Genomic DNA, 17,492 nt, shown 5'->3' with positions numbered 1-17,492 from the left:
TCTCTTTCGCTGACGAGCTGGCGGCGGGGTCGAAAGGCCGCCAAGGGCTATGGATCTATATTGTCGACATCGTGGATAAATTGTCGCAGCTGCATGGGCTGAATGCCACGGGTGTCGATCGGGCCATGGGTGACGAAACCCAGCCGGCGATAGAGATCGATCGCGGCGAGATTGTCGACGAAGACGTTGAGCGTCACCGTGTCAGCGCCACGTTGATGCGCTTCAGCAATGAGATGCTGGCATAGGCGCTCGCCCAGACCCTGGCGACGGTGGTCGGGCGATACGATGATTCGAGCCAGATGCGCGCGTCTTTCGCCCTTGTCCACGAGTTGGCCGAACGCGATCGGGGCATCGTTGGCGACGAGACAGAACGAGGCGTTCTCGCTGGCGTCGATCTCCTGCCATAGCGTCGTGCCTTCGGTGGGCCAGGTGAGCCCCGGTCCGGCCCAGCGTTCGAGCGCCTTTGGCGTCTCGACCCAGTGAACGATAGCGGCGACATCGGCAGGGCGAGCCGGACGCCAGTGACTGTCAGGCATGTCGAAGGTCAGCCATATCGACGGTCGGCTCCGGTTGACGGAAGCGCGATAGCAACGTTATCGATCAGCCGTGTCGAGCCGAGATAGACGGCAGCCAGCAGCTGGGCCTGGGTATCCCGACCGGGTTCGAAAGGCGAGAGATCCTGGCCACGCAGTTCGAGGTAGTCGAGTCGGAAGCCGGCTTCCTGCAATGCGTACGAAGCCTCGTGAAGGGCGGCACTGGGCGGTTGGCCGCGACTCAGGGCCTCCCGACAGCGCGCCAGCGTTTGCTGCAGGACCGGGGCGAGTGCTCGTTGATCCGGCGTCAGATAGCCGTTGCGCGAGGAGAGCGCCAGGCCGTCCGCAGCGCGCACGATCGGCACGCCGACGATCTCGATGGGGAAGTGCAGATCGGCGACCAGCTTGCGAATCACCGCCAGCTGCTGGAAGTCCTTCTCGCCGAAACAGGCGATGTCCGGCTGGACCAGATGGAACAGCAGGGAAACCACCGTGGCGACGCCGTCGAAGTGGCCGACACGGCTGCCGCCACAGAGCCCCTCGGAGACGTCCGGCACGTGAACCTGGGTCTGGGTTGCCAGCCCACGGGGATAGAGCGTCTCGACGCCGGGAGCGAACAGCAGATCGCAGCCGTGCGCCGTCAGCTGGTCGCGGTCGCTTTCCAGGGTACGCGGATACTGGCCGAAGTCCTCGCCGGCGCCGAACTGCAGCGGGTTGACGAACAGCGTCGCCACGACCACGTCGGCCAACTGCCGTGCTCGATCGACCAGAGCCAGATGACCTTCGTGCAGATTGCCCATGGTCGGCACCAGCGCGATGCGCCGGCCGGCCATCCGGTGCTCACGCAGGGTTTCACGCAGCGGCGCGATCTCGTGGAGCGTCTGCATCAGAAACAGTGCTCCTCGGCCGGGAAGCGGCGCGATTTGACCGCTTCGTCATAGGCTCTGAAGGCCGCCTCGATGCTTTCCTGACCGCTCAGGAAATTCTGCACGAAGCGCGGTACGTAGCCGCTGTTCAGGCCCAGCGTGTCGTGCATGACCAGAATCTGTCCGTCCACGTCCGGCCCGGCGCCGATACCGATGACAGGCGCATCGACGGCCTCACGCACGGCTCGACCGACCGCCCGGGGTACGCACTCGAGCAGGATGACGGACGCGCCGGCCTCGACCAGCTGCCGGGCGTCATCGATTATCCGTCGGGCGTCGTCGTCCGCCTTGCCCTGGACCTTGAAGCCGCCCAGCTGATGGACACTCTGCGGGGTCAGGCCGAGGTGGGCACAGACCGGCACGCCGCGACGCGACAGTTCGCGGATGCCGTCGGCCATCCACGCTTCGCCTTCGATCTTGATCAGCTCGGCGCCGGCGCGCATCAATTCGCCGGCGTCGCGCAGCATCTGACCAATATCGGCGTTGCTCATGAATGGCAGATCGACCATCAGCAGGCTTCGCTGCTTGCCGCGGGCCACGCAGGCGGTGTGATAACGGATGTCTTCCAGGGTAACCGGCAGGGTGCTGGCATGACCCTGAAGTACCATGCCCAGCGAATCGCCGACGAGTAGCACGTCGATACCGGCCGCGTCGGCGCAACGCGCCAGGGTGGCGTCATAGGCGGTCAGGCAGCTGAAAGCCTCTCCGCGCGCCTTGCAGTCGCGTAGCGTATTGAGGGTGACGCGCTTCATGCTCTCTCTCCCAAGAACAGCGAGCCTCGCTCGCAGACGCCGACGATGGACCCGACGCGGCAGGGCGACGGACGCCGGTTTGTCGCCCCCGAAGAGACGATGCGGAGCAGAGTGTAATGGGTTGTCGACAAGACGCAACTCGACGTTGGCGGCATGCCCGATCCTTTCTCATACCCGGTCCTTTCCCATGGCCGGTACGCGAGATGCCGTTACGCCGGAGTCACTCTCCCAGCCGAGACAGCGTCTGGTCCTCGAGCCTGTCTGCCAGTGTCAGTGGCAGCTCGCCGTCCAGAGTCAGCGTCGGAGCGATTTCGGCCAGCGGCTCGAGCACGAACCGGCGGCGGAATATTTCAGGATGGGGGAGCGTCAGGCGTGGAGAGTGGTGAGAGAGACCGTCGTACCACAGCAGATCCAGATCCAGCGTTCGCGGGCCCCAATGACGATCGCGCACTCGCCGATGACGTTGCTCCAGCGCCTGCAGTTGATCGAGCAGTGCCAATGGCGAGAGGCGGGTGAGAATGGCAGCGACGGCGTTGATGAAGTCCGGCTGATCCTGAGGGCCGACCGGGGAACTCGAATAGAGCGACGAGCAGGCGACGCATTCGCTTAACGGTAGCGATGCCAGCGTCGCCAGCGCTCGCTCGAGCTGATCGCGTGGTGCATCGAGGTTGCTGCCCAGGCCGATATAGGCCAGGGCAGCAGGCCGGCGTTCAGTCATCCAGCGTCGGGGGCGTCGGCTTGTTGGTCGGGCGCCGGCGCTTGCGCGGGCGTCGTCGACGAGGCTTGCCGCTCGGGCCGTCGGCAGGAGGACCGCCATCGGCATCCGCCATCAGTTGACGCTGGCCGTCGTCATCGGCTTTCTGAAATTCGGTCCACCATTCACCAAGGCCCGGCGTCAATTCACCGGATTCCTCTCGCAGCAGCAGGAAATCGTACGCCGCACGGAAACGCGGGTGCTCCAGCGTCTGAAAAACCCGGCGGCCGCGACGACGGGGTAGCTGCTGCTGCAGCTCCCAGATGTCACGCATCGGCATGCTGAAGCGTTTGGGAATCGAGGTGTGCTGCAACTGGCGACTGATGACCTGCTGCGCTGCCGCCTGCTGTGCCGGAATCTCCGGCAGATCCTGCTCGTGGGCGATGCGCGGCGTGCGTTGCTGGACGCAAGGCCATAGCAGGGCGCCAAACAGGAACGCGGGCGTCACCGGACGCTCCTGGGCGATTCGCGCATCGGTATTGGCCAGCGCCTGCTCGACGAGCTTGACCGCCCACGGCTGCTCGTTGAGGGCTTCGTCGCTCTCGGGGAACAGCATGGCGAACAGTCCGCGTTCGCGAAGCACGCGAAAGCTTTGCAGGGCGTGACCGGAGAGAAACAGCTTGAGCACTTCCTCGAACAGTCTCGCCGGCGGAATCTGCAAGAGGAGCGGTGCCAGTTCACGAATCGGTGCTTCGGTCTCTGGAGCGATCCGGAAGTCGAGCTTGGCGGCAAAGCGTGCGGCGCGCAGCATGCGAACCGGGTCCTCGCGGTAACGGGTTTCCGGATCGCCGATCATCCGCAGAACGCGATCATCGAGATCCTGCAGGCCGCCGGTCCAGTCGTGAATGGCGAAGTCGGTGACGCTGTAGTAGAGCGCATTGACGGTGAAGTCGCGACGAATCGCATCTTCTTCGACGCTGCCCCAGACGTTGTCGCGAAGCAGCAGGCCGTCGTCGGACTGCTGGCTCACATTGCCGGTGTGCTCCTCGCCGTGACGCCCACGGAAGGTCGTTACCTCGATGACCTCACGTCCGAAGCGCACGTGGACGATACGAAACCGGCGGCCAATGATGCGAGAGTTGCGGAACAGCTGGCGGACTTCATCGGGGGTGGCGTTGGTGGCGACATCGAAATCCTTGGGCCGATTGCCCAACAGCGAGTCGCGAATACAGCCCCCGACCAGATAGGCGTCATAGCCTGCACCGTTCAGTCGATACAGTACCTTGAGGGCGCTTTCACTGAGATTCTGGCGCGAGACGTTGTGTTCGTCGCGAGGCAGGACTTTTCGGGTAGGCGTTGCGTCTTCGCCAGCCTGTGCGGATTCCGGGTTGAAGAGGGTCTTCAAACGCTCACCGGGACGCTGGAGAAAACGGGAAAATCCTTTGAACATGCGGCGAAGTCGACTCGCGAGGTAGCAAAACTCCAGTGTAGCGGAGCCCCGAAGCCTTGCAAAGGCAACGGTCATGACGGGGAAGCGGAAAAGGATATGGCTGATGCGGGTTTGGGGCCTTGAAAAAGCCCGGATATCGGCGTCATCGCGGGACCGGGATTGCCACAGGTGGCCATAGTACACAGGTGGCCATAGTACTCAGGTGGCAATAGTACTCAGGTGGCAATAGTACGCAGTTGCCATAGTACGCAGTGGCCATAGTGAATAGTGGCCATAGTAAAAGGGGAGACCCGGTAGGCCTCCCCTCTAAAGATGCTTCGCAACGTCCATGCCGCTTCTTTTTGTTCGTGATGGCGCATCGCCTTGAATACGCAACACAGTCGCTAACGGCGATTACAGCTTTTGGCTTGTCATTGTCAGCCTTGCTGTGTAGCGACCACCTCGTATTCAAAACAATAATCCAACCACGACAGGCAATGCCCTTTCTCGGTTGTTGTCGTTGTTCCGAGAAGTCTTCAGACCTCGGGGAGGCTTGTTATTGTTGCCCCGTCGATGAAGAGCGTCGCGTCCTGATTTTGCTTCGGCTCGAGAACGATTGTTGTTGTTCGCGCTCTCGTTCGTGCCTTCGGCCAGGATTTTTATTGTGGGGCCGTTGACGATCTGCCTTCCAGGTTGAGTGCCATATTGTGATTGTGTCGGCACTTAGGGGTCATCCGATCGAGGATTGTTGTTGGGGATTGATCGGCGCCCGCTGTTGTTTTTCTTGTCTTAGTTACTGCACTTGCCGTGCCACTCCATATTTTTTAAATAAAATACAAATAGATACGGTTTTTTCGTCGTGCCAGGTTCGCTCTGGTTCCTGGTGTGGCCGATTGTGCTGATTCATGACGGGGCATGCTGAGCCGTCGATGCATGCTTGTGGTGCACCCCGTGCGATGGCGACAGGGTGACGCAAAACGGCGCAGGTTGCGCTTAGACAATAGTCTTCAGCCGAATGGGCGAGGAGCTTTCCGCCGAGTGGGAAAAGCGCTCTCGAGCCATTGGCTCACTCGGCTTCGTCTGCCTCGGGGCAAGGTGAAAAGGAGATGTCGCATAGCGAGGGCGAGATTCCGAACGGATTGTTGCCGCGCAGGTTCAGTCTTGAGCCCGGCCGGAGGTTGCGCTCATCGAGTCCGGCGACCAGTTTCGGCAGGCGTGGGCGAGCTGATCGGCAACCGGCGCCAGGCGTAGTGTGCGAGGGGGGCGCTGATCGAGCAGCTGCAACGCTTGATGAAGCAGCGGCCGAGCGACGTCGCCATCATCGGGGATGGCGGTCGCGAGGTTCTGTTTGGAGAGCTTCTGACCGTCGTCGCCCAGAATCAGCGGGAGATGCAGATAGCGCGGTTCCGGATAGCCGAGAGCGACCTGGAGCTGGCGCTGCCATGGCGTGTTATCGAGCAGATCAAAACCGCGGACGATATCGGTGACATTCTGGTCCGCATCATCGACCACCACGGCCAACTGATACGCCCAGAGTCCTTCCTTGCGTTTGATGACCACATCGCCCTGGCGAGTCGGATCGAGGCACTGGTGGCCGAACAGCCGGTCCTGCCACGTTACGGGCTGGATGCCTCTGTCGGTACGCAGGCGCCAGGCTTGCGCCCGTGCAGGATGTCGCGAGCCTTGCCGGCACCAGCCAGGGTAATACCCCTCATGCTGCCACTCCCGACGTGAACAGCCACAGGGATAAGCCATGCCGGCAGCGATCAGCCGGTCCAGCGCGGCCTGATAGGCGTCGTTGCGCTCGCTCTGGTAGCGAATCTCTCCGTCCCAGGTCAGGCCGAAGGCTTCCAGCTGACGCTGGATCTGGTCGGCGGCGCCCGGCGGGCAGCGCGGCGGGTCGATATCCTCGATCCGCAGCAACCACCGGCCGCCGACGGCTCGAGCATCCAGCCAGCTGCCTACCGCCGCCACCAGCGAACCCATGTGGAGAGGGCCCGAGGGAGTGGGGGCGAAGCGGCCGATATAGTTGGGAGTCGACGCGAGGGGAACGGTCATGGCATGGCTCGTGATTCGACGCATGGCGATGCTGATGGCGGGAAACCGCTGGCGCGGCGCACGGAGAATGGCTCTGAATATGGCCCTGCAGAACGCAAAACGGGCACCGCTGAAGGTGCCCGCCGTGTGACGACCGCCATCGAGGTCGCTCAGCCGCCGAGCTGCTTCTCCTTGAGCTCGGCCAGTGTCTTGCAGTCCACGCACAGCGTGGCCGTGGGGCGGGCTTCGAGACGGCGAATGCCGATTTCGACGCCGCAGGCTTCGCAGAAGCCGTAGTCATCTTCGTCGATCTTCTCGATCGTTTCGTTGATCTTCTTGAGCAGCTTGCGCTCGCGATCACGGGTGCGCAGTTCCAGACTGAACCCCTCTTCCTGCGTGGCGCGATCGGCAGGGTCGGCGAAATTGTTGGCCTCTTCCTGCAGATGGCGAACCGTGCGGTCGACCTCTTCCATCAGATCCTGCTTCCAGCCCATCAGGATCTCACGGAAGTGCGCAAGTTGCTTTTCATTCATATACTCTTCACCCGGCGCCGACTGGTACGGGGTGAATTGACTGGGCGCTTCCGCTTTCTTTTCCGCTACTGGCATGGGGGCTGCCTCGTTACGCAAGTGTCGTGACGCGTGTCATCTGGCCGGGTATCGGCCGTGGGCAGCGACTGCCACTGCCCGAAGCCATGCTTATTTAGCGAAAAAGTTGCCGCATTGCAACCCGACGGGCACTTTATTTTTCTCATCTTGCGTTCGCGTCATCGGCGGATCGACAGTGGATCGGGCCGCCATGGCGCGGGCCCGCACCGTTGGCATCGCGTCTCTATCCCACTTCCCGCTCAACGGATCGGCACTGCATGAATTATCCCGTTCTCGTCCCCGGCATTCTGCTGCGACGCTATAAACGTTTCCTGGCTGATATCGAGCTCGAGGATGGTCGCGAAGTCGTGGCCCATTGCCCCAATACCGGCTCGATGCGAGCCGTCAACGCGCCCGGTTGCCGGGTCTGGCTTTCACCGAGCACCAACCCGTCGCGCAAGCTCGGCTGGACCTGGGAGCTGATCGAACTGCCAGACGGAAAGGGAGGTGTGGATCGGGTCTCGGTGCACACCGGGCGGGCCAACGCCTTGGTCGAGGAAGCCCTGCTCGCGGGCGTCATTCCCGAGCTGGCGGGTTTCGCCGAGCTCAAGCGCGAGGTCAACGTCGAGGGCGCCAGGCTCGATTTCCGCTTGAGAGACGCGCAAGGAAGCGACACGTTCGTCGAGGTCAAACAGGTCACGCTCAAGGAAAACGATGGGCACGGCTATTTCCCCGACTCCGTCAGCGAGCGGGGCCGACGCCATCTCGATGTGCTCGCCGATCTCGCCGACCGGGGGCAGCGCAGCGTGCTGCTGTTCTGCGCGGCGCATACCGGCATCGATGACGTGGCACCCGCGGCGCATCTCGATCCGGCCTATGCGCGGACACTGCAGGCGGTGGCCGAGCGTGGCGTGGAGATAGTGGCCTACGGCTGCCGCGTGACTCTCGCGCCGGACCGGCCCGTGGCGATCACGCTGGATCGCCAGCTGGACGTGGATATCGAACGCCGCTGGTCATCCTCGGATGAAGCCCAGGGCTAACGTCCGCGGCGAACCCGGAATATCGCGGTTTCACCGAACAGGTTGGGCCACCAGCGGGAGGTCCAGTGGCCTTCGTGATCGGCGCTACCGACCGCCTCGTCGACGATGGTGACGCCCTTGTCGCGGCACAGCTGGGCGAAGTCCTGAAACGTCGACAGGTGAATGTTGGGCGTGTCGTACCAGGCGTGCGGTAGCGAGCGTGACACCGGCATGCGACCGCGGAACGTCAGGTGCAGGCGGTGCTTCCAGTAGGCGAAGTTGGGGAAGGCGATGATGCACTCCGGCGCTACGCGCAGCATCTCGTCGAGCATGGCGTCGGGGCGGCGCAACACCTGCAGCGCCTGGGTCATGATCACCAGATCGCAGGCATCGTCGACGAAGTTGCCGAGCCCGTCATCGAGGTTCTGTTCGAGCACGTTGACGCCCTGGCCGAGGCAGGCGGCGATGCCGTCGGGATCGATCTCGAGGCCGTAGCCGGTGACATTCTTGTGGCGCGCCAGTGCCGCCAGCAGCGTGCCATCGCCGCAGCCGAGGTCGAGAATACGGGCATGCTCGGGAATCCAGTCGTAGATCAGTTCGAGATCCGCGCGCATCAGGCTGTCTCCCCGGTGATATCGGCGTGGATGCGCCGCATGTAGCTGCCGAATACGGCTTCATATTGCTCGTTGGGCAACAGAAAGGCGTCGTGGCCGTGGGGCGAGTCGACGTTGATATAGCTGACCGACTTGCCGGCGCGCAGTAGCGCTCTGACCAGCTCCCGCGAGCGTGCCGGGGCGAAACGCCAGTCGGTTGTGAAGCTGACCACCAGATAAGGGCAGGCCACCGGGGCCAGCGCCGCGGCCAGATCACCGCCGTGCTGTCCGGCGGGATCGAAGTAATCCAGCGCCTTGGTCATCAACAGATAGGTATTGGCATCGAAGCGGGTCGAGAACGTATCGCCCTGATGGCGCAGATAGGATTCGACCTGGAATTCGACGTCGTAGCCGAAGTTCAGCTGATCGCTGCGCAGGTCGCGGCCGAAGCGCGACCCCATCGAGTGTTCCGACAGATAGGTGATATGGCCGATCATCCTGGCCAGCTTCAAGCCGAGCTTGGGGATCGCCTCGTGGTCGGCATACCAGCCGTCGTGGAAATCCGGATCCGAACGGATTGCCTGACGCGCCACCTCGTTGAAGGCGATGTTTTGCGCCGATAGACGCGGAGTGGCGGCGATCACGGCGACGTTGGCGACACGCTCCGGATAGGCAATCGTCCACTGCATCGCCTGCATGCCGCCCAGACTGCCGCCGACCACGGCGGCGAAGCGTTCGATGCCCAGCTGATCGGCCAGGCGAGCCTGGCTGTGGACCCAGTCCGCCACGGTCATGACCGGAAAGGTCGGGCCCCATTGGTGGCCGGTCTGCGGATTGAGGCTGGCGGGGCCGGTGCTGCCGTGGCAGCCGCCCAGGTTATTGAGCGAAATGACGAAGAAGCGATCGGTGTCGATCACCTTGCCGGGACCGATGTAGGCGTCCCACCAGCCGGGTTTGCGTTCATCGGCCGTGTGGTAACCCGCGGCATGGTGATGTCCCGACAGGGCATGGCAGATCAGCACCGCATTGCTGCGCTCGGCATTCAGCGTCCCGTAGGTCTCGTAGACCAGTTCGAAGCGCTCTAGGGTCTTGCCGCAGGCCAGCGCCAGCGGCGACTCGAACGTCGCGATTTGCGGTGTGACCACGCCGACCGAATCGGACGGGAAGGAAGCGGACATGAAGCGGGGTAATCTCCAGGTTCAGCAGGGGCACGTCACCGAGGACGTTCTCGGGTGCGCCCGAGCGCCGCCGCGGCAATCACGACGTCGCCATGGCGATGGAACCGCGGCCCTGATGGCGCTGCGGCAGTTGACGCTGCAACAGCCACGGGGCCGCGATCGCGACGATTCAGAAGCCGATCAGCGCACCCGGCAAGCCCGCGGCGCGGGCAAGCGAACCCACCACGACGCTGTCGAGCAGGTTGATGATGATGAACACCACGATCGGCGAGAGATCGATCATGCCCAGCGGCGGGATCACACGGCGCACCGGCGCCATGATCGGTTCAACGATCTGCATGACCAGCAGCGCTCCAGGATGGCTGGCTCGAGGTGCCACCCAGCTCAGGATGATCATGATGATCAGGGCGAAAAAGTAGATCTTGAGAATCGCGTTGAGAACACCGGCGATACCGGCCAGCAGCAGCCCCTGAAGTGGCGGCATGCCGAAGCCGGCGATCTGGAAGATCGCGATGATCACGAGCACTTTCAGCAGAAACCCCACGAACAGGGTGGCGATATCGATCCGGCCGACCGGACGCAGAATTTTCTGTACCGGCGCGACCACCGGCTGGGTCGCCTTGACGATTCCCTGACTCAGAGGGTTGTAGAAGTCCGCCTGCGAGAATTGCAGCAAAAAGCGCAGCATCAACACAAACAAATAGACGTTGACTAGCGTGTTGACCAGCATCAAGCCGGCGCTTCCGAGATTACTGCCCATTACGTTCTCCTAGTGATTCGGCGGGTTCCAGTCCGACTGGGTTCGATCTTGGTTTCATTCGCGTGACAATTCACGAGACAGTTCGCGGGCGCGTTCGGCGCAGGCCTGGGTCGCGCGGCCCACGATATCCCTCAGGCCCGCTTCCTCGAAAGCGTTGATGGCCCGCTCGGTGGTGCCATTGGGAGAGGTGACGCGACGGCGTAGCTCGGCAGGGTCGAACTCGCTCTCCCGCGCCATCTTGGCGGCCCCGAAGGCGGTCTGCAATGCCAGGCGGCGGGCGCTTTCTGCCGGCAGGCCCAGTTCGATCCCGGCGGCCTCCAGCGACTCCATGAATAGAAAGAAGTAGGCCGGGCCGCTGCCCGAAATGGCCGTGACCGCTTCGATCTGGGTTTCCTGATCGACCCATTCGACCAGCCCTACCGAGGTCAGAAGTTCGGTGACAAGCTGGCGCTCGCCATCGCTGACGCGATCGTTGGCATAGAGACCGCTGACGCCGGCGCCGACCAACGAGGGCGTATTGGGCATGCAGCGAATCAGAGCCAGACCGCCGCCCAGCCAGCCATCCAGCGTCGCGGCATCGAGCCCGGCCGCCACCGAGACGACCAGCGGGCGGCGTACCTGGACGGCCTCTCTCAGCGACAGGCACAGGTCGCGCATCATCTGTGGCTTGACCGCCAGAATCACGACGTCCGCCTCCTGCACGGCGGCCAGGTTATCCTGCATCGTGCGGATGCCGTAGCGTTGGCTGATGTCATCGCGCTTCTCCTGGCTGCGCGACGTGGCGACGATGGCCTCGGCGGGATAACCGCTGTCGAGCATGCCGCCGAAGATGGCGCTGGCCATGTTGCCGGCACCGATAAAGACGATACGGCTGGCCTGAGGCGAGTCGGTCATGGCTGAGTCCTCTGGAAACGTTCGGGGGTCCGGCGGCGAAAAGGGCAAGGCATCGGTGAGGTCAACTCCCGGCTGGCGGTCGGCTGCCAAAAATGGCGGTGCCCAGACGCACGATGGTGGCGCCTTCCGCGACGGCCGCTTCCAGGTCGCCGCTCATGCCCATCGATAGCGTGTCCAGCGGCGCCTCGGGGAAACGCTCTCGGAGCATTGCCAGTGCATCAGCGACCTGGCGGAAGGCCTGGCGCTGTTGCTCGGGGTCGTCACTGGGCGCGGGTAGCGCCATCAGCCCGCGCAGACGCAGATTGGGCAGCGCCAGAACCGACTCGGCAAGCGCCGGCAACGCCTGCAGCTCGACACCCGCCTTGCTGGCTTCGCCGCTGACATCGAGCTGCAGGCAGATATTGATGGAGCCTCGCTCGGCCGGACGCTGTTCGGAAAGCCGCCGCGCGATCTTCTCCCGGTCGACGCCATGCACCCAATCGAAGTGCTCGGCCACCTCGCGAGTCTTGTTCGATTGCAGCGCGCCGATGAAATGCCACTCGATATCGTCGAGGTCGGCCAGTGCTTGCTGCTTGTCCAGGGCTTCCTGCAGGTAGTTCTCGCCGAACGCGCGTTGACCGGCGATATAGGCCTGGCGCAGCATGTCCGCTGGCTTGGTTTTGCTGACAGCAAGCAGATGCGCGGCATCATCCGGACGACCGGCAGCAGACAGCGCCGCTACGAGGCGCTCGCGGGCACGGGATAAGGACTCGGACACCGATGCTTCTGCCATACTAATTAGCGACCTTACGCAGGGGAGCGAATAAAAGCCCATGGATATTACCGAACTGCTGGCGTTCTCGGCAAAGCACGACGCCTCAGATCTGCACCTTTCGGCCGGATTGCCGCCCATGATACGGGTTGACGGCGATATGCGCCGACTCAACGTGCCGGCGCTGGACGACAGCCAGGTGCGTCGTCTGATCTACGACGTGATGAACGATCGTCAGCGCCGCGATTTCGAGGCCGTATTCGAAACCGATTTTTCGTTCGAGGTGACCGGAGTTTCGCGTTTTCGGGTCAACGCTTTCACCCAGGGGCGCGGGGCGGGCGCCGTGTTTCGGACCATTCCCAGCACCGTGTTGACGCTCGACGACCTCGGGCTGGGCGATGTGTTCCGGCGCCTGGCGATGCTGCCGCGGGGCCTGGTGCTGGTCACGGGGCCGACCGGAAGCGGCAAGTCGACGACGCTGGCGGCGATGATCGACTACATCAACAGCAATCGCCAGGAACATATTCTGACCATCGAGGATCCGGTCGAATTCGTCCACGAAAGCAAGCGCTGCCTGGTCAATCAGCGCGAAGTCCATCGTGATACCAAGGGGTTCGCGCCCGCTCTGCGTTCGGCGCTACGCGAGGATCCGGACGTGATTCTAGTGGGCGAGCTACGCGACCTGGAAACCATTCGACTGGCGCTGACCGCGGCGGAGACCGGCCACCTGGTGTTTGGTACCCTGCACACGACGTCGGCGGCCAAGACCATCGACCGGATCATCGATGTGTTCCCGGGGGACGAGAAAGGCATGGTGCGTTCGATGCTGTCCGAGTCTCTGCAGGCGGTGATTTCTCAGACACTACTCAAGCGCGACGGCGGTGGGCGTGTCGCCGCCCACGAAATCCTGGTGGCCACGTCGGCGATCCGCAACCTGATTCGGGAGGGCAAGGTCGCGCAGATGTATTCGGCGATTCAGACCGGCGGCAGCCTGGGAATGCAGACGCTGGATGCGGCGTTATCCCACCTGGTGGCCGAAGGCTTGGTGACACGCCAGGAAGCCCACGCCAAATCGCGCGCCGGGCTCGATCAGTGAATCGGGTCCCTGATTCCGGTTTTCAGGACATGTCATGACTCCCTCTCAATGGTTTGAACAATTACTCGACATCATGCTGGCCAAGCAGGCGTCGGATCTGCTGATTTCCACCGGCGCGCCGCCCTGTCTGAAGCTTGACGGTAAGCTGGTAGCGTTAGGCGACGCGCCGCTACAACCGGAGCAGGTCCGCGAGCTGGTGGCCGTCGCCTTGCCTCAGGGGCGCCGGGAGTCGTTCGAGGTCGAGCACGAAGCCAATTTTGCCCTGAGCCTGAGCGGCAAGGGGCGCTTTCGGGTCAGCGCCTTCTTTCAGCGCAGCCAGCCGGCCATGGTGGTACGTCGCATCGCGTTCGATATCCCCGATCTCGAGTCGCTGGGACTGCCGGAAGTGACGGCGACGCTGGCCTCGATCCGGCGCGGGCTGGTACTGGTGGTGGGCGGTACCGGCAGCGGCAAGTCGACGACGCTGGCATCGATGATCCAGCATCGCAACCGCACGGTCGGCGGCCATATCATCTGTATCGAAGACCCGATCGAGTACATGCATCCGCATCAGCGCGGCATCATCAATCAGCGCGAAGTGGGCATCGATACCGAGTCCTACGAGGTGGGGTTGAGAAATGCGCTGCGTCAGGCCCCGGATGTCATCATGATCGGCGAGATCCGCAGCCGCGATACCATGGAGCTGGCGCTCAGCTTCGCCGAAACCGGGCATCTATGCCTGGCGACGCTTCACGCCAACAGCGCCGATCAGGCGATCGAGCGCATCCTCAGCCTGTTTCCGCCGTCGCGTCAGGATCAGATGTGGATGGATCTTTCGCTCAACCTGCGTGCCGTGGTCGCCCAGCGGCTGCTGCCACGTCTGGACGGCACCGGGCGCTGTGTGGCGACCGAGATTCTGCTCAAGTCGCCATTGATCAGCGAGCTCATCCGGCGCGGAGAGGTGGCTGAACTGAAGGATCTGATGCGGCGCTCCCGCGAGCAGGGCATGCAGACTTTCGACCAGTCGCTCTACGAGCTGTTCCGGCGTGGCGATATCGGTGAAGAGCTGGCACTGGCCCACGCCGATTCAGCCAACGATCTGCGCATGCTGATTCGATATGGCGAGCGGCGACGTCCCGGAGATCGGGGTGACGACGGTGCCCGGTTTTCGTTGATCGACGACCCCGATCGACAATGAGTCCGCTGGCCTAGAAGGAGAAGCAAGCCTGAGGTGAGCTTTGGTCGGCGGTCGGTCAGGACGCGTAGACGCCGCCCAGCACGCGAGGGCCGCTGGCGCCGGTCACTTCCGGCAGGTTGCCTGGCAGTTGGTGAATCCGCCGCCAGGCCAGCCAGGCGAAGGCGCCGGCTTCCAGCCAGTCGGCCGACCAGCCAAAATCCTCGCAGTGCAACAACGCGACGCCGGGCAGATGCGTTGCCAAACGCTGCATGAGATGGCGGTTATGAGCCCCGCCGCCGCAGACGATCAGATCGGTATGGCCGTCATCGATGTACTCACGCGCGGCCCGCGCCACGCTGGCTGCGGTCAGCTCCGCCAATGTGGCCTGAACGTTGGCCGGCACTTCGTCCCCGCGCAATCTCTTTTCCACCCAGCCGAGATGGAACTGCTCCCGACCTGTGCTCTTGGGTGGGACGGAGGCGAAGTACGGCTCGTCCAGTAGACGCTCGAGCAAGAGTTCATCGATGCTGCCGCTGGCGGCCCAGTCGCCGTCTTTATCGATTGGCCCACCTCGGTGCCGAGCATGCCAGGCATCGATCAGGAGATTCGCCGGGCCGGTGTCGAAACCGACGACCGGTAGCGATGAATCTGCAGGGCCGAGTCGCGTCAGATTGGCGATACCGCCCAGATTGAGAACCAGCCGAGTGCGGACGGGATCGGTAAACAGCGCCTGATGGAAAATCGGCGCCAGCGGCGCGGCCTGGCCGCCGGCCGCCATGTCGCGACGGCGAAAGTCGGCGACGACCTGGCATCCGGTCAGCTCTGCCAGACGGCTGGGGTTGTCGAGCTGGTAGGTAAAAGGGGCGTCTGCGTAGGGGGCATGCTCGATGGTCTGTCCGTGACTGCCGATGGCCGTGATCGCTTCAGGCGTCAGGTCGTGGCGCGCCAGCAGCTGGCGTACGGCTTCGGCCTGGCGGTCGCAGAAGGCGCTTTCGGTGGCGCCCAGTGCCGCAAAGCTCACCCGCGACGCCTGCGTCAGTTCGAGCAGGGCGTTGCCGAGCTTCTCGCCCAGCGGTAGGCACAGGGCATCGATCAGCCGCGGGCGTTGGTCGATGTCATCGGCGATCTCTACCAGTGCCGCATCGATGCCGTCCAGGCTGGTGCCGGACATCAAGCCCACGAACAGTGACATGAATTCTCCCTCGTTGTTGTAAATCGATAGCGTAAATCGATAGCGTGAATCGATAGCGCGAGCCGGCGACATGAATCCGCAAGTTAGCACGCTGGTCCGGGCCCGGGGCGTGGTTCAACGGAGGTCAAAGACTCGTGCTAATATTGCCGCCTTTCAAGCTCGATAGCGTTGGTAAGGGAGACGGATACGATGGCCGAGGTCGATGAGGCGCTGGCGTTGATCAAGCGCGGTACGCAGGAGATTCTGATCGAAGATGAGCTGGTGAAAAAGCTCGAATCCGGTCGCAAGCTCCGCATCAAGGCAGGCTTCGACCCCACGGCCCCCGATCTGCATCTGGGGCATAGCGTATTGCTGACCAAGATGCGCCAGTTTCAGGATCTTGGCCACGAAGTGATCTTCCTGATCGGCGATTTCACTGGCCGAATCGGGGATCCCACCGGCAAGAACGTGACGCGCAAGCCGCTCACCGAGGAAGAGGTCAAGGCCAACGCCCAGACCTATCGAGAGCAGGTCTTCAAGATTCTCGATCCCGACAAGACCGAAGTGCGCTTCAATGCCGAGTGGTTCGGCGAGATGTCGGCGGCGGACATGATCGAGCTTTCCGCGCAGTCCACCGTGGCGCGCATGCTGGAACGCGACGACTTCGAGAAACGTTATCGCGCCGGACAGTCGATCTCCATTCACGAGTTTCTCTATCCGCTGGTGCAGGGCTACGACTCCGTGGCGCTGAAGGCGGACATCGAGCTGGGCGGCACCGACCAGAAGTTCAACCTGCTGATGGGGCGCGAAGTTCAGAAGCACTTCGGCCAGGAACCGCAGGTCGTCATCACCATGCCGCTGCTCGAGGGTCTCGACGGTGTGCAGAAGATGTCGAAGTCGTTGAACAACTATATTGGTGTCGACGATTCGCCGGGTGTGATGTTCAACAAGATCGTGTCGATGCCGGACGGCCTGATGTGGCGCTACTTCGAGCTGCTGTCGCTGAAATCCAACGAAGAGATCGAAACGATTCGCCAGGAGATAGACGGAGGCGCGAATCCGCGTGATATCAAGATGGCCTTGGCAAGAGAGTTGATCACGCGCTACCACGGCGAAGAAGCGGCAGCGAATGCGCACCGCTCCGCAGGCAATCAGCTGGCGGAGGGAGAGCTACCGACTGATCTGCCGGAAGTCGAGGTCGATTTCGAAGGCGCAGCGCAGGCGCCGATCGCTGCGGTACTCAACCGAGCAGGGCTGGTTGGTAATAGCGCCCAGGCCAAGGACATGCTCAACAATGGTCGAGTCAGGGTCGATGGCGAAGTCGCAGCCAAGAGCGCAATGCTCGACACCGGAAAGAGCTACGTGATTCAGGCCGGCAAGAAGCGCTACGCGCGTGTCACGCTTGGCTAGGTCAGGTGGAGCCGAATCGCTGACAGGTTGAATCGAATTCGCTGAACAGTGCTGAAACGCCCGCCCTGCGCGGGCGTTCGGGTTTCTGAAGGAAGGGCGGCGAGGCCGTCAGCGGGTCCGCATAAATCCAGGCGGGTCAAAAAGTTGTCATGAAGGGCTTGCCAACTCGGCAGCGGGTCCGTAAAGTACGCATCCGCTGCCGCCGAGAGAGGTCTTCGGGGACAGCGAGAAGGATTCCAAGCGTTTGATTTGATTGAATAAATCGGTTGACGCAAGGCGGTGAAGCCAGTAAGATTGCTTCCCAGTTCTTCAAGGATCGGCACCGACAAGCAGTAACGGCGCCAGGCAGGATTCGACAAGAAAGACGTTGACATCCTCACCCAGATCCTTAAAATACGCCACTCCTTACGGCGGCCCAGAAAACAAGCGCTGACAAGCACTTGGGTTCGATGGCAGAAGCAAAGCGCTTCAAGTAAGGACGCTCTTTAACAATCGATCAGGTAATT

The 17,492-nt window shown here is 62.7% G+C and carries 18 protein-coding genes; 5 read left to right on the top strand and 13 right to left on the bottom strand.

What is annotated here, in order from left to right; all coding sequences use genetic code 11:
* Nucleotides 1–47: 47 nt before the first annotated feature.
* From BTW08_RS07265 to gluQRS, 6 genes are all read right to left on the bottom strand, one after another.
* Nucleotides 48–536, bottom strand: coding sequence for a GNAT family N-acetyltransferase (locus BTW08_RS07265; protein WP_075561860.1), 489 nt, complete (start codon nucleotides 534–536; stop codon nucleotides 48–50).
* Nucleotides 537–544: 8 nt separating this feature from the next.
* The gene (gene panC / locus BTW08_RS07260) at nucleotides 545–1,420 is read right to left on the bottom strand and encodes a pantoate--beta-alanine ligase (protein ID WP_075561859.1); all 876 of its coding nucleotides are present in this window, start codon (nucleotides 1,418–1,420) and stop codon (nucleotides 545–547) included.
* Nucleotides 1,420–2,211, bottom strand: coding sequence for a 3-methyl-2-oxobutanoate hydroxymethyltransferase (panB, locus tag BTW08_RS07255; RefSeq protein ID WP_075561858.1), 792 nt, complete (start codon nucleotides 2,209–2,211; stop codon nucleotides 1,420–1,422). Before panB ends, panC begins: the two co-directional genes overlap by 1 nt.
* Before the next feature lie 220 nt (nucleotides 2,212–2,431).
* Complete coding sequence (gene folK, locus BTW08_RS07250; RefSeq protein ID WP_075561857.1) at nucleotides 2,432–2,929, bottom strand: 2-amino-4-hydroxy-6-hydroxymethyldihydropteridine diphosphokinase; 498 nt, start codon at nucleotides 2,927–2,929, stop codon at nucleotides 2,432–2,434.
* The gene (gene pcnB / locus BTW08_RS07245) at nucleotides 2,922–4,355 is read right to left on the bottom strand and encodes a polynucleotide adenylyltransferase PcnB (protein ID WP_075561856.1); all 1,434 of its coding nucleotides are present in this window, start codon (nucleotides 4,353–4,355) and stop codon (nucleotides 2,922–2,924) included. Before pcnB ends, folK begins: the two co-directional genes overlap by 8 nt.
* 1,134 nt (nucleotides 4,356–5,489) lie before the next feature.
* Complete coding sequence (gene gluQRS / locus BTW08_RS07240) at nucleotides 5,490–6,392, bottom strand: tRNA glutamyl-Q(34) synthetase GluQRS (protein ID WP_075561855.1); 903 nt, start codon at nucleotides 6,390–6,392, stop codon at nucleotides 5,490–5,492.
* Here gluQRS and BTW08_RS19440 point away from each other — a divergent pair.
* Nucleotides 6,391–6,522, top strand: coding sequence for a hypothetical protein (locus tag BTW08_RS19440; protein WP_280951151.1), 132 nt, complete (start codon nucleotides 6,391–6,393; stop codon nucleotides 6,520–6,522). The genes gluQRS and BTW08_RS19440 overlap by 2 nt on opposite strands.
* Before the next feature lie 19 nt (nucleotides 6,523–6,541).
* Here BTW08_RS19440 and dksA read toward each other — a convergent pair whose 3' ends face one another.
* On the bottom strand, nucleotides 6,542–6,979 hold the full coding sequence (dksA, locus tag BTW08_RS07235; protein ID WP_075561854.1) for an RNA polymerase-binding protein DksA: 438 nt from the start codon (nucleotides 6,977–6,979) through the stop codon (nucleotides 6,542–6,544).
* Between the two features lie 257 nt (nucleotides 6,980–7,236).
* On the opposite strand from dksA, the gene sfsA reads away from it, so the two are divergent.
* Entirely contained in the window at nucleotides 7,237–7,998 is a 762-nt protein-coding gene (gene sfsA, locus BTW08_RS07230) for a DNA/RNA nuclease SfsA (RefSeq protein ID WP_075561853.1), read from the top strand.
* Here sfsA and metW read toward each other — a convergent pair.
* The 5 genes from metW to BTW08_RS07205 form a co-directional block, all read right to left on the bottom strand.
* Nucleotides 7,995–8,591 carry a methionine biosynthesis protein MetW gene (metW, locus tag BTW08_RS07225; protein WP_075561852.1) on the bottom strand — a complete coding sequence of 199 codons (597 nt, stop codon included), beginning with the start codon at nucleotides 8,589–8,591 and terminating at the stop codon, nucleotides 7,995–7,997. The two genes, sfsA and metW, sit on opposite strands and share 4 nt — an antisense overlap.
* Complete coding sequence (locus tag BTW08_RS07220; RefSeq protein WP_075561851.1) at nucleotides 8,591–9,748, bottom strand: homoserine O-acetyltransferase; 1,158 nt, start codon at nucleotides 9,746–9,748, stop codon at nucleotides 8,591–8,593. The genes metW and BTW08_RS07220 overlap by 1 nt, the downstream gene beginning before the upstream one ends.
* Nucleotides 9,749–9,917: 169 nt before the next feature.
* Nucleotides 9,918–10,508 carry a YggT family protein gene (locus tag BTW08_RS07215; protein WP_075561850.1) on the bottom strand — a complete coding sequence of 197 codons (591 nt, stop codon included), beginning with the start codon at nucleotides 10,506–10,508 and terminating at the stop codon, nucleotides 9,918–9,920.
* A 54-nt stretch (nucleotides 10,509–10,562) separates the two neighbouring features.
* A complete protein-coding gene (gene proC / locus BTW08_RS07210; RefSeq protein WP_075561849.1) occupies nucleotides 10,563–11,402 on the bottom strand; it encodes a pyrroline-5-carboxylate reductase in 840 nt (279 codons plus the stop codon).
* 61 nt (nucleotides 11,403–11,463) lie between these two features.
* On the bottom strand, nucleotides 11,464–12,174 hold the full coding sequence (locus tag BTW08_RS07205; protein ID WP_075561848.1) for a YggS family pyridoxal phosphate-dependent enzyme: 711 nt from the start codon (nucleotides 12,172–12,174) through the stop codon (nucleotides 11,464–11,466).
* A 40-nt stretch (nucleotides 12,175–12,214) separates the two neighbouring features.
* Between BTW08_RS07205 and BTW08_RS07200 the strand changes: the two genes are divergently transcribed.
* Nucleotides 12,215–13,249: a type IV pilus twitching motility protein PilT gene (locus BTW08_RS07200; protein WP_075561847.1), complete on the top strand. Its 1,035-nt coding sequence runs from the start codon at nucleotides 12,215–12,217 to the stop codon at nucleotides 13,247–13,249.
* A gap of 34 nt (nucleotides 13,250–13,283) precedes the next feature.
* The gene (locus tag BTW08_RS07195; protein ID WP_075561846.1) at nucleotides 13,284–14,426 is read left to right on the top strand and encodes a PilT/PilU family type 4a pilus ATPase; all 1,143 of its coding nucleotides are present in this window, start codon (nucleotides 13,284–13,286) and stop codon (nucleotides 14,424–14,426) included.
* Between the two features lie 55 nt (nucleotides 14,427–14,481).
* Here BTW08_RS07195 and BTW08_RS07190 read toward each other — a convergent pair whose 3' ends face one another.
* Nucleotides 14,482–15,597: an anhydro-N-acetylmuramic acid kinase gene (locus tag BTW08_RS07190; RefSeq protein ID WP_075561937.1), complete on the bottom strand. Its 1,116-nt coding sequence runs from the start codon at nucleotides 15,595–15,597 to the stop codon at nucleotides 14,482–14,484.
* Between the two features lie 189 nt (nucleotides 15,598–15,786).
* Here BTW08_RS07190 and tyrS point away from each other — a divergent pair, with 189 nt between their 5' ends.
* Nucleotides 15,787–16,986 (top strand): tyrosine--tRNA ligase, encoded by a 1,200-nt coding sequence (gene tyrS / locus BTW08_RS07185; protein WP_075561845.1) that lies wholly within the window; start codon nucleotides 15,787–15,789, stop codon nucleotides 16,984–16,986.
* Nucleotides 16,987–17,492 lie beyond the last annotated feature (506 nt).

Origin of the sequence: Salinicola sp. MH3R3-1, assembly GCF_001937155.1 — a bacterium.
Taxonomy (GTDB): domain Bacteria; phylum Pseudomonadota; class Gammaproteobacteria; order Pseudomonadales; family Halomonadaceae; genus Salinicola; species Salinicola halophyticus.
This window is presented reverse-complemented; position numbering and strand designations above follow the sequence as displayed.

Bases quoted from the DNA above. Each gene is read 5' to 3' on its own strand.
- BTW08_RS07265 (WP_075561860.1), bottom strand. From the start codon at position 536: ATGCCTGACAGTCACTGGCGTCCGGCTCGCCCTGCCGATGTCGCCGCT.
- sfsA (WP_075561853.1), top strand. From the start codon at position 7,237: ATGAATTATCCCGTTCTCGTCCCCGGCATTCTGCTGCGACGCTATAAA.
- metW (WP_075561852.1), bottom strand. From the start codon at position 8,591: ATGCGCGCGGATCTCGAACTGATCTACGACTGGATTCCCGAGCATGCC.
- pcnB (WP_075561856.1), bottom strand. From the start codon at position 4,355: ATGTTCAAAGGATTTTCCCGTTTTCTCCAGCGTCCCGGTGAGCGTTTG.
- panC (WP_075561859.1), bottom strand. From the start codon at position 1,420: ATGCAGACGCTCCACGAGATCGCGCCGCTGCGTGAAACCCTGCGTGAG.
- BTW08_RS07220 (WP_075561851.1), bottom strand. From the start codon at position 9,748: ATGTCCGCTTCCTTCCCGTCCGATTCGGTCGGCGTGGTCACACCGCAA.
- BTW08_RS07190 (WP_075561937.1), bottom strand. From the start codon at position 15,597: ATGTCACTGTTCGTGGGCTTGATGTCCGGCACCAGCCTGGACGGCATC.
- BTW08_RS07215 (WP_075561850.1), bottom strand. From the start codon at position 10,508: ATGGGCAGTAATCTCGGAAGCGCCGGCTTGATGCTGGTCAACACGCTA.
- BTW08_RS07205 (WP_075561848.1), bottom strand. From the start codon at position 12,174: ATGGCAGAAGCATCGGTGTCCGAGTCCTTATCCCGTGCCCGCGAGCGC.
- dksA (WP_075561854.1), bottom strand. From the start codon at position 6,979: ATGCCAGTAGCGGAAAAGAAAGCGGAAGCGCCCAGTCAATTCACCCCG.
- proC (WP_075561849.1), bottom strand. From the start codon at position 11,402: ATGACCGACTCGCCTCAGGCCAGCCGTATCGTCTTTATCGGTGCCGGC.
- BTW08_RS19440 (WP_280951151.1), top strand. From the start codon at position 6,391: ATGGCATGGCTCGTGATTCGACGCATGGCGATGCTGATGGCGGGAAAC.
- panB (WP_075561858.1), bottom strand. From the start codon at position 2,211: ATGAAGCGCGTCACCCTCAATACGCTACGCGACTGCAAGGCGCGCGGA.
- tyrS (WP_075561845.1), top strand. From the start codon at position 15,787: ATGGCCGAGGTCGATGAGGCGCTGGCGTTGATCAAGCGCGGTACGCAG.
- BTW08_RS07195 (WP_075561846.1), top strand. From the start codon at position 13,284: ATGACTCCCTCTCAATGGTTTGAACAATTACTCGACATCATGCTGGCC.
- gluQRS (WP_075561855.1), bottom strand. From the start codon at position 6,392: ATGACCGTTCCCCTCGCGTCGACTCCCAACTATATCGGCCGCTTCGCC.
- BTW08_RS07200 (WP_075561847.1), top strand. From the start codon at position 12,215: ATGGATATTACCGAACTGCTGGCGTTCTCGGCAAAGCACGACGCCTCA.
- folK (WP_075561857.1), bottom strand. From the start codon at position 2,929: ATGACTGAACGCCGGCCTGCTGCCCTGGCCTATATCGGCCTGGGCAGC.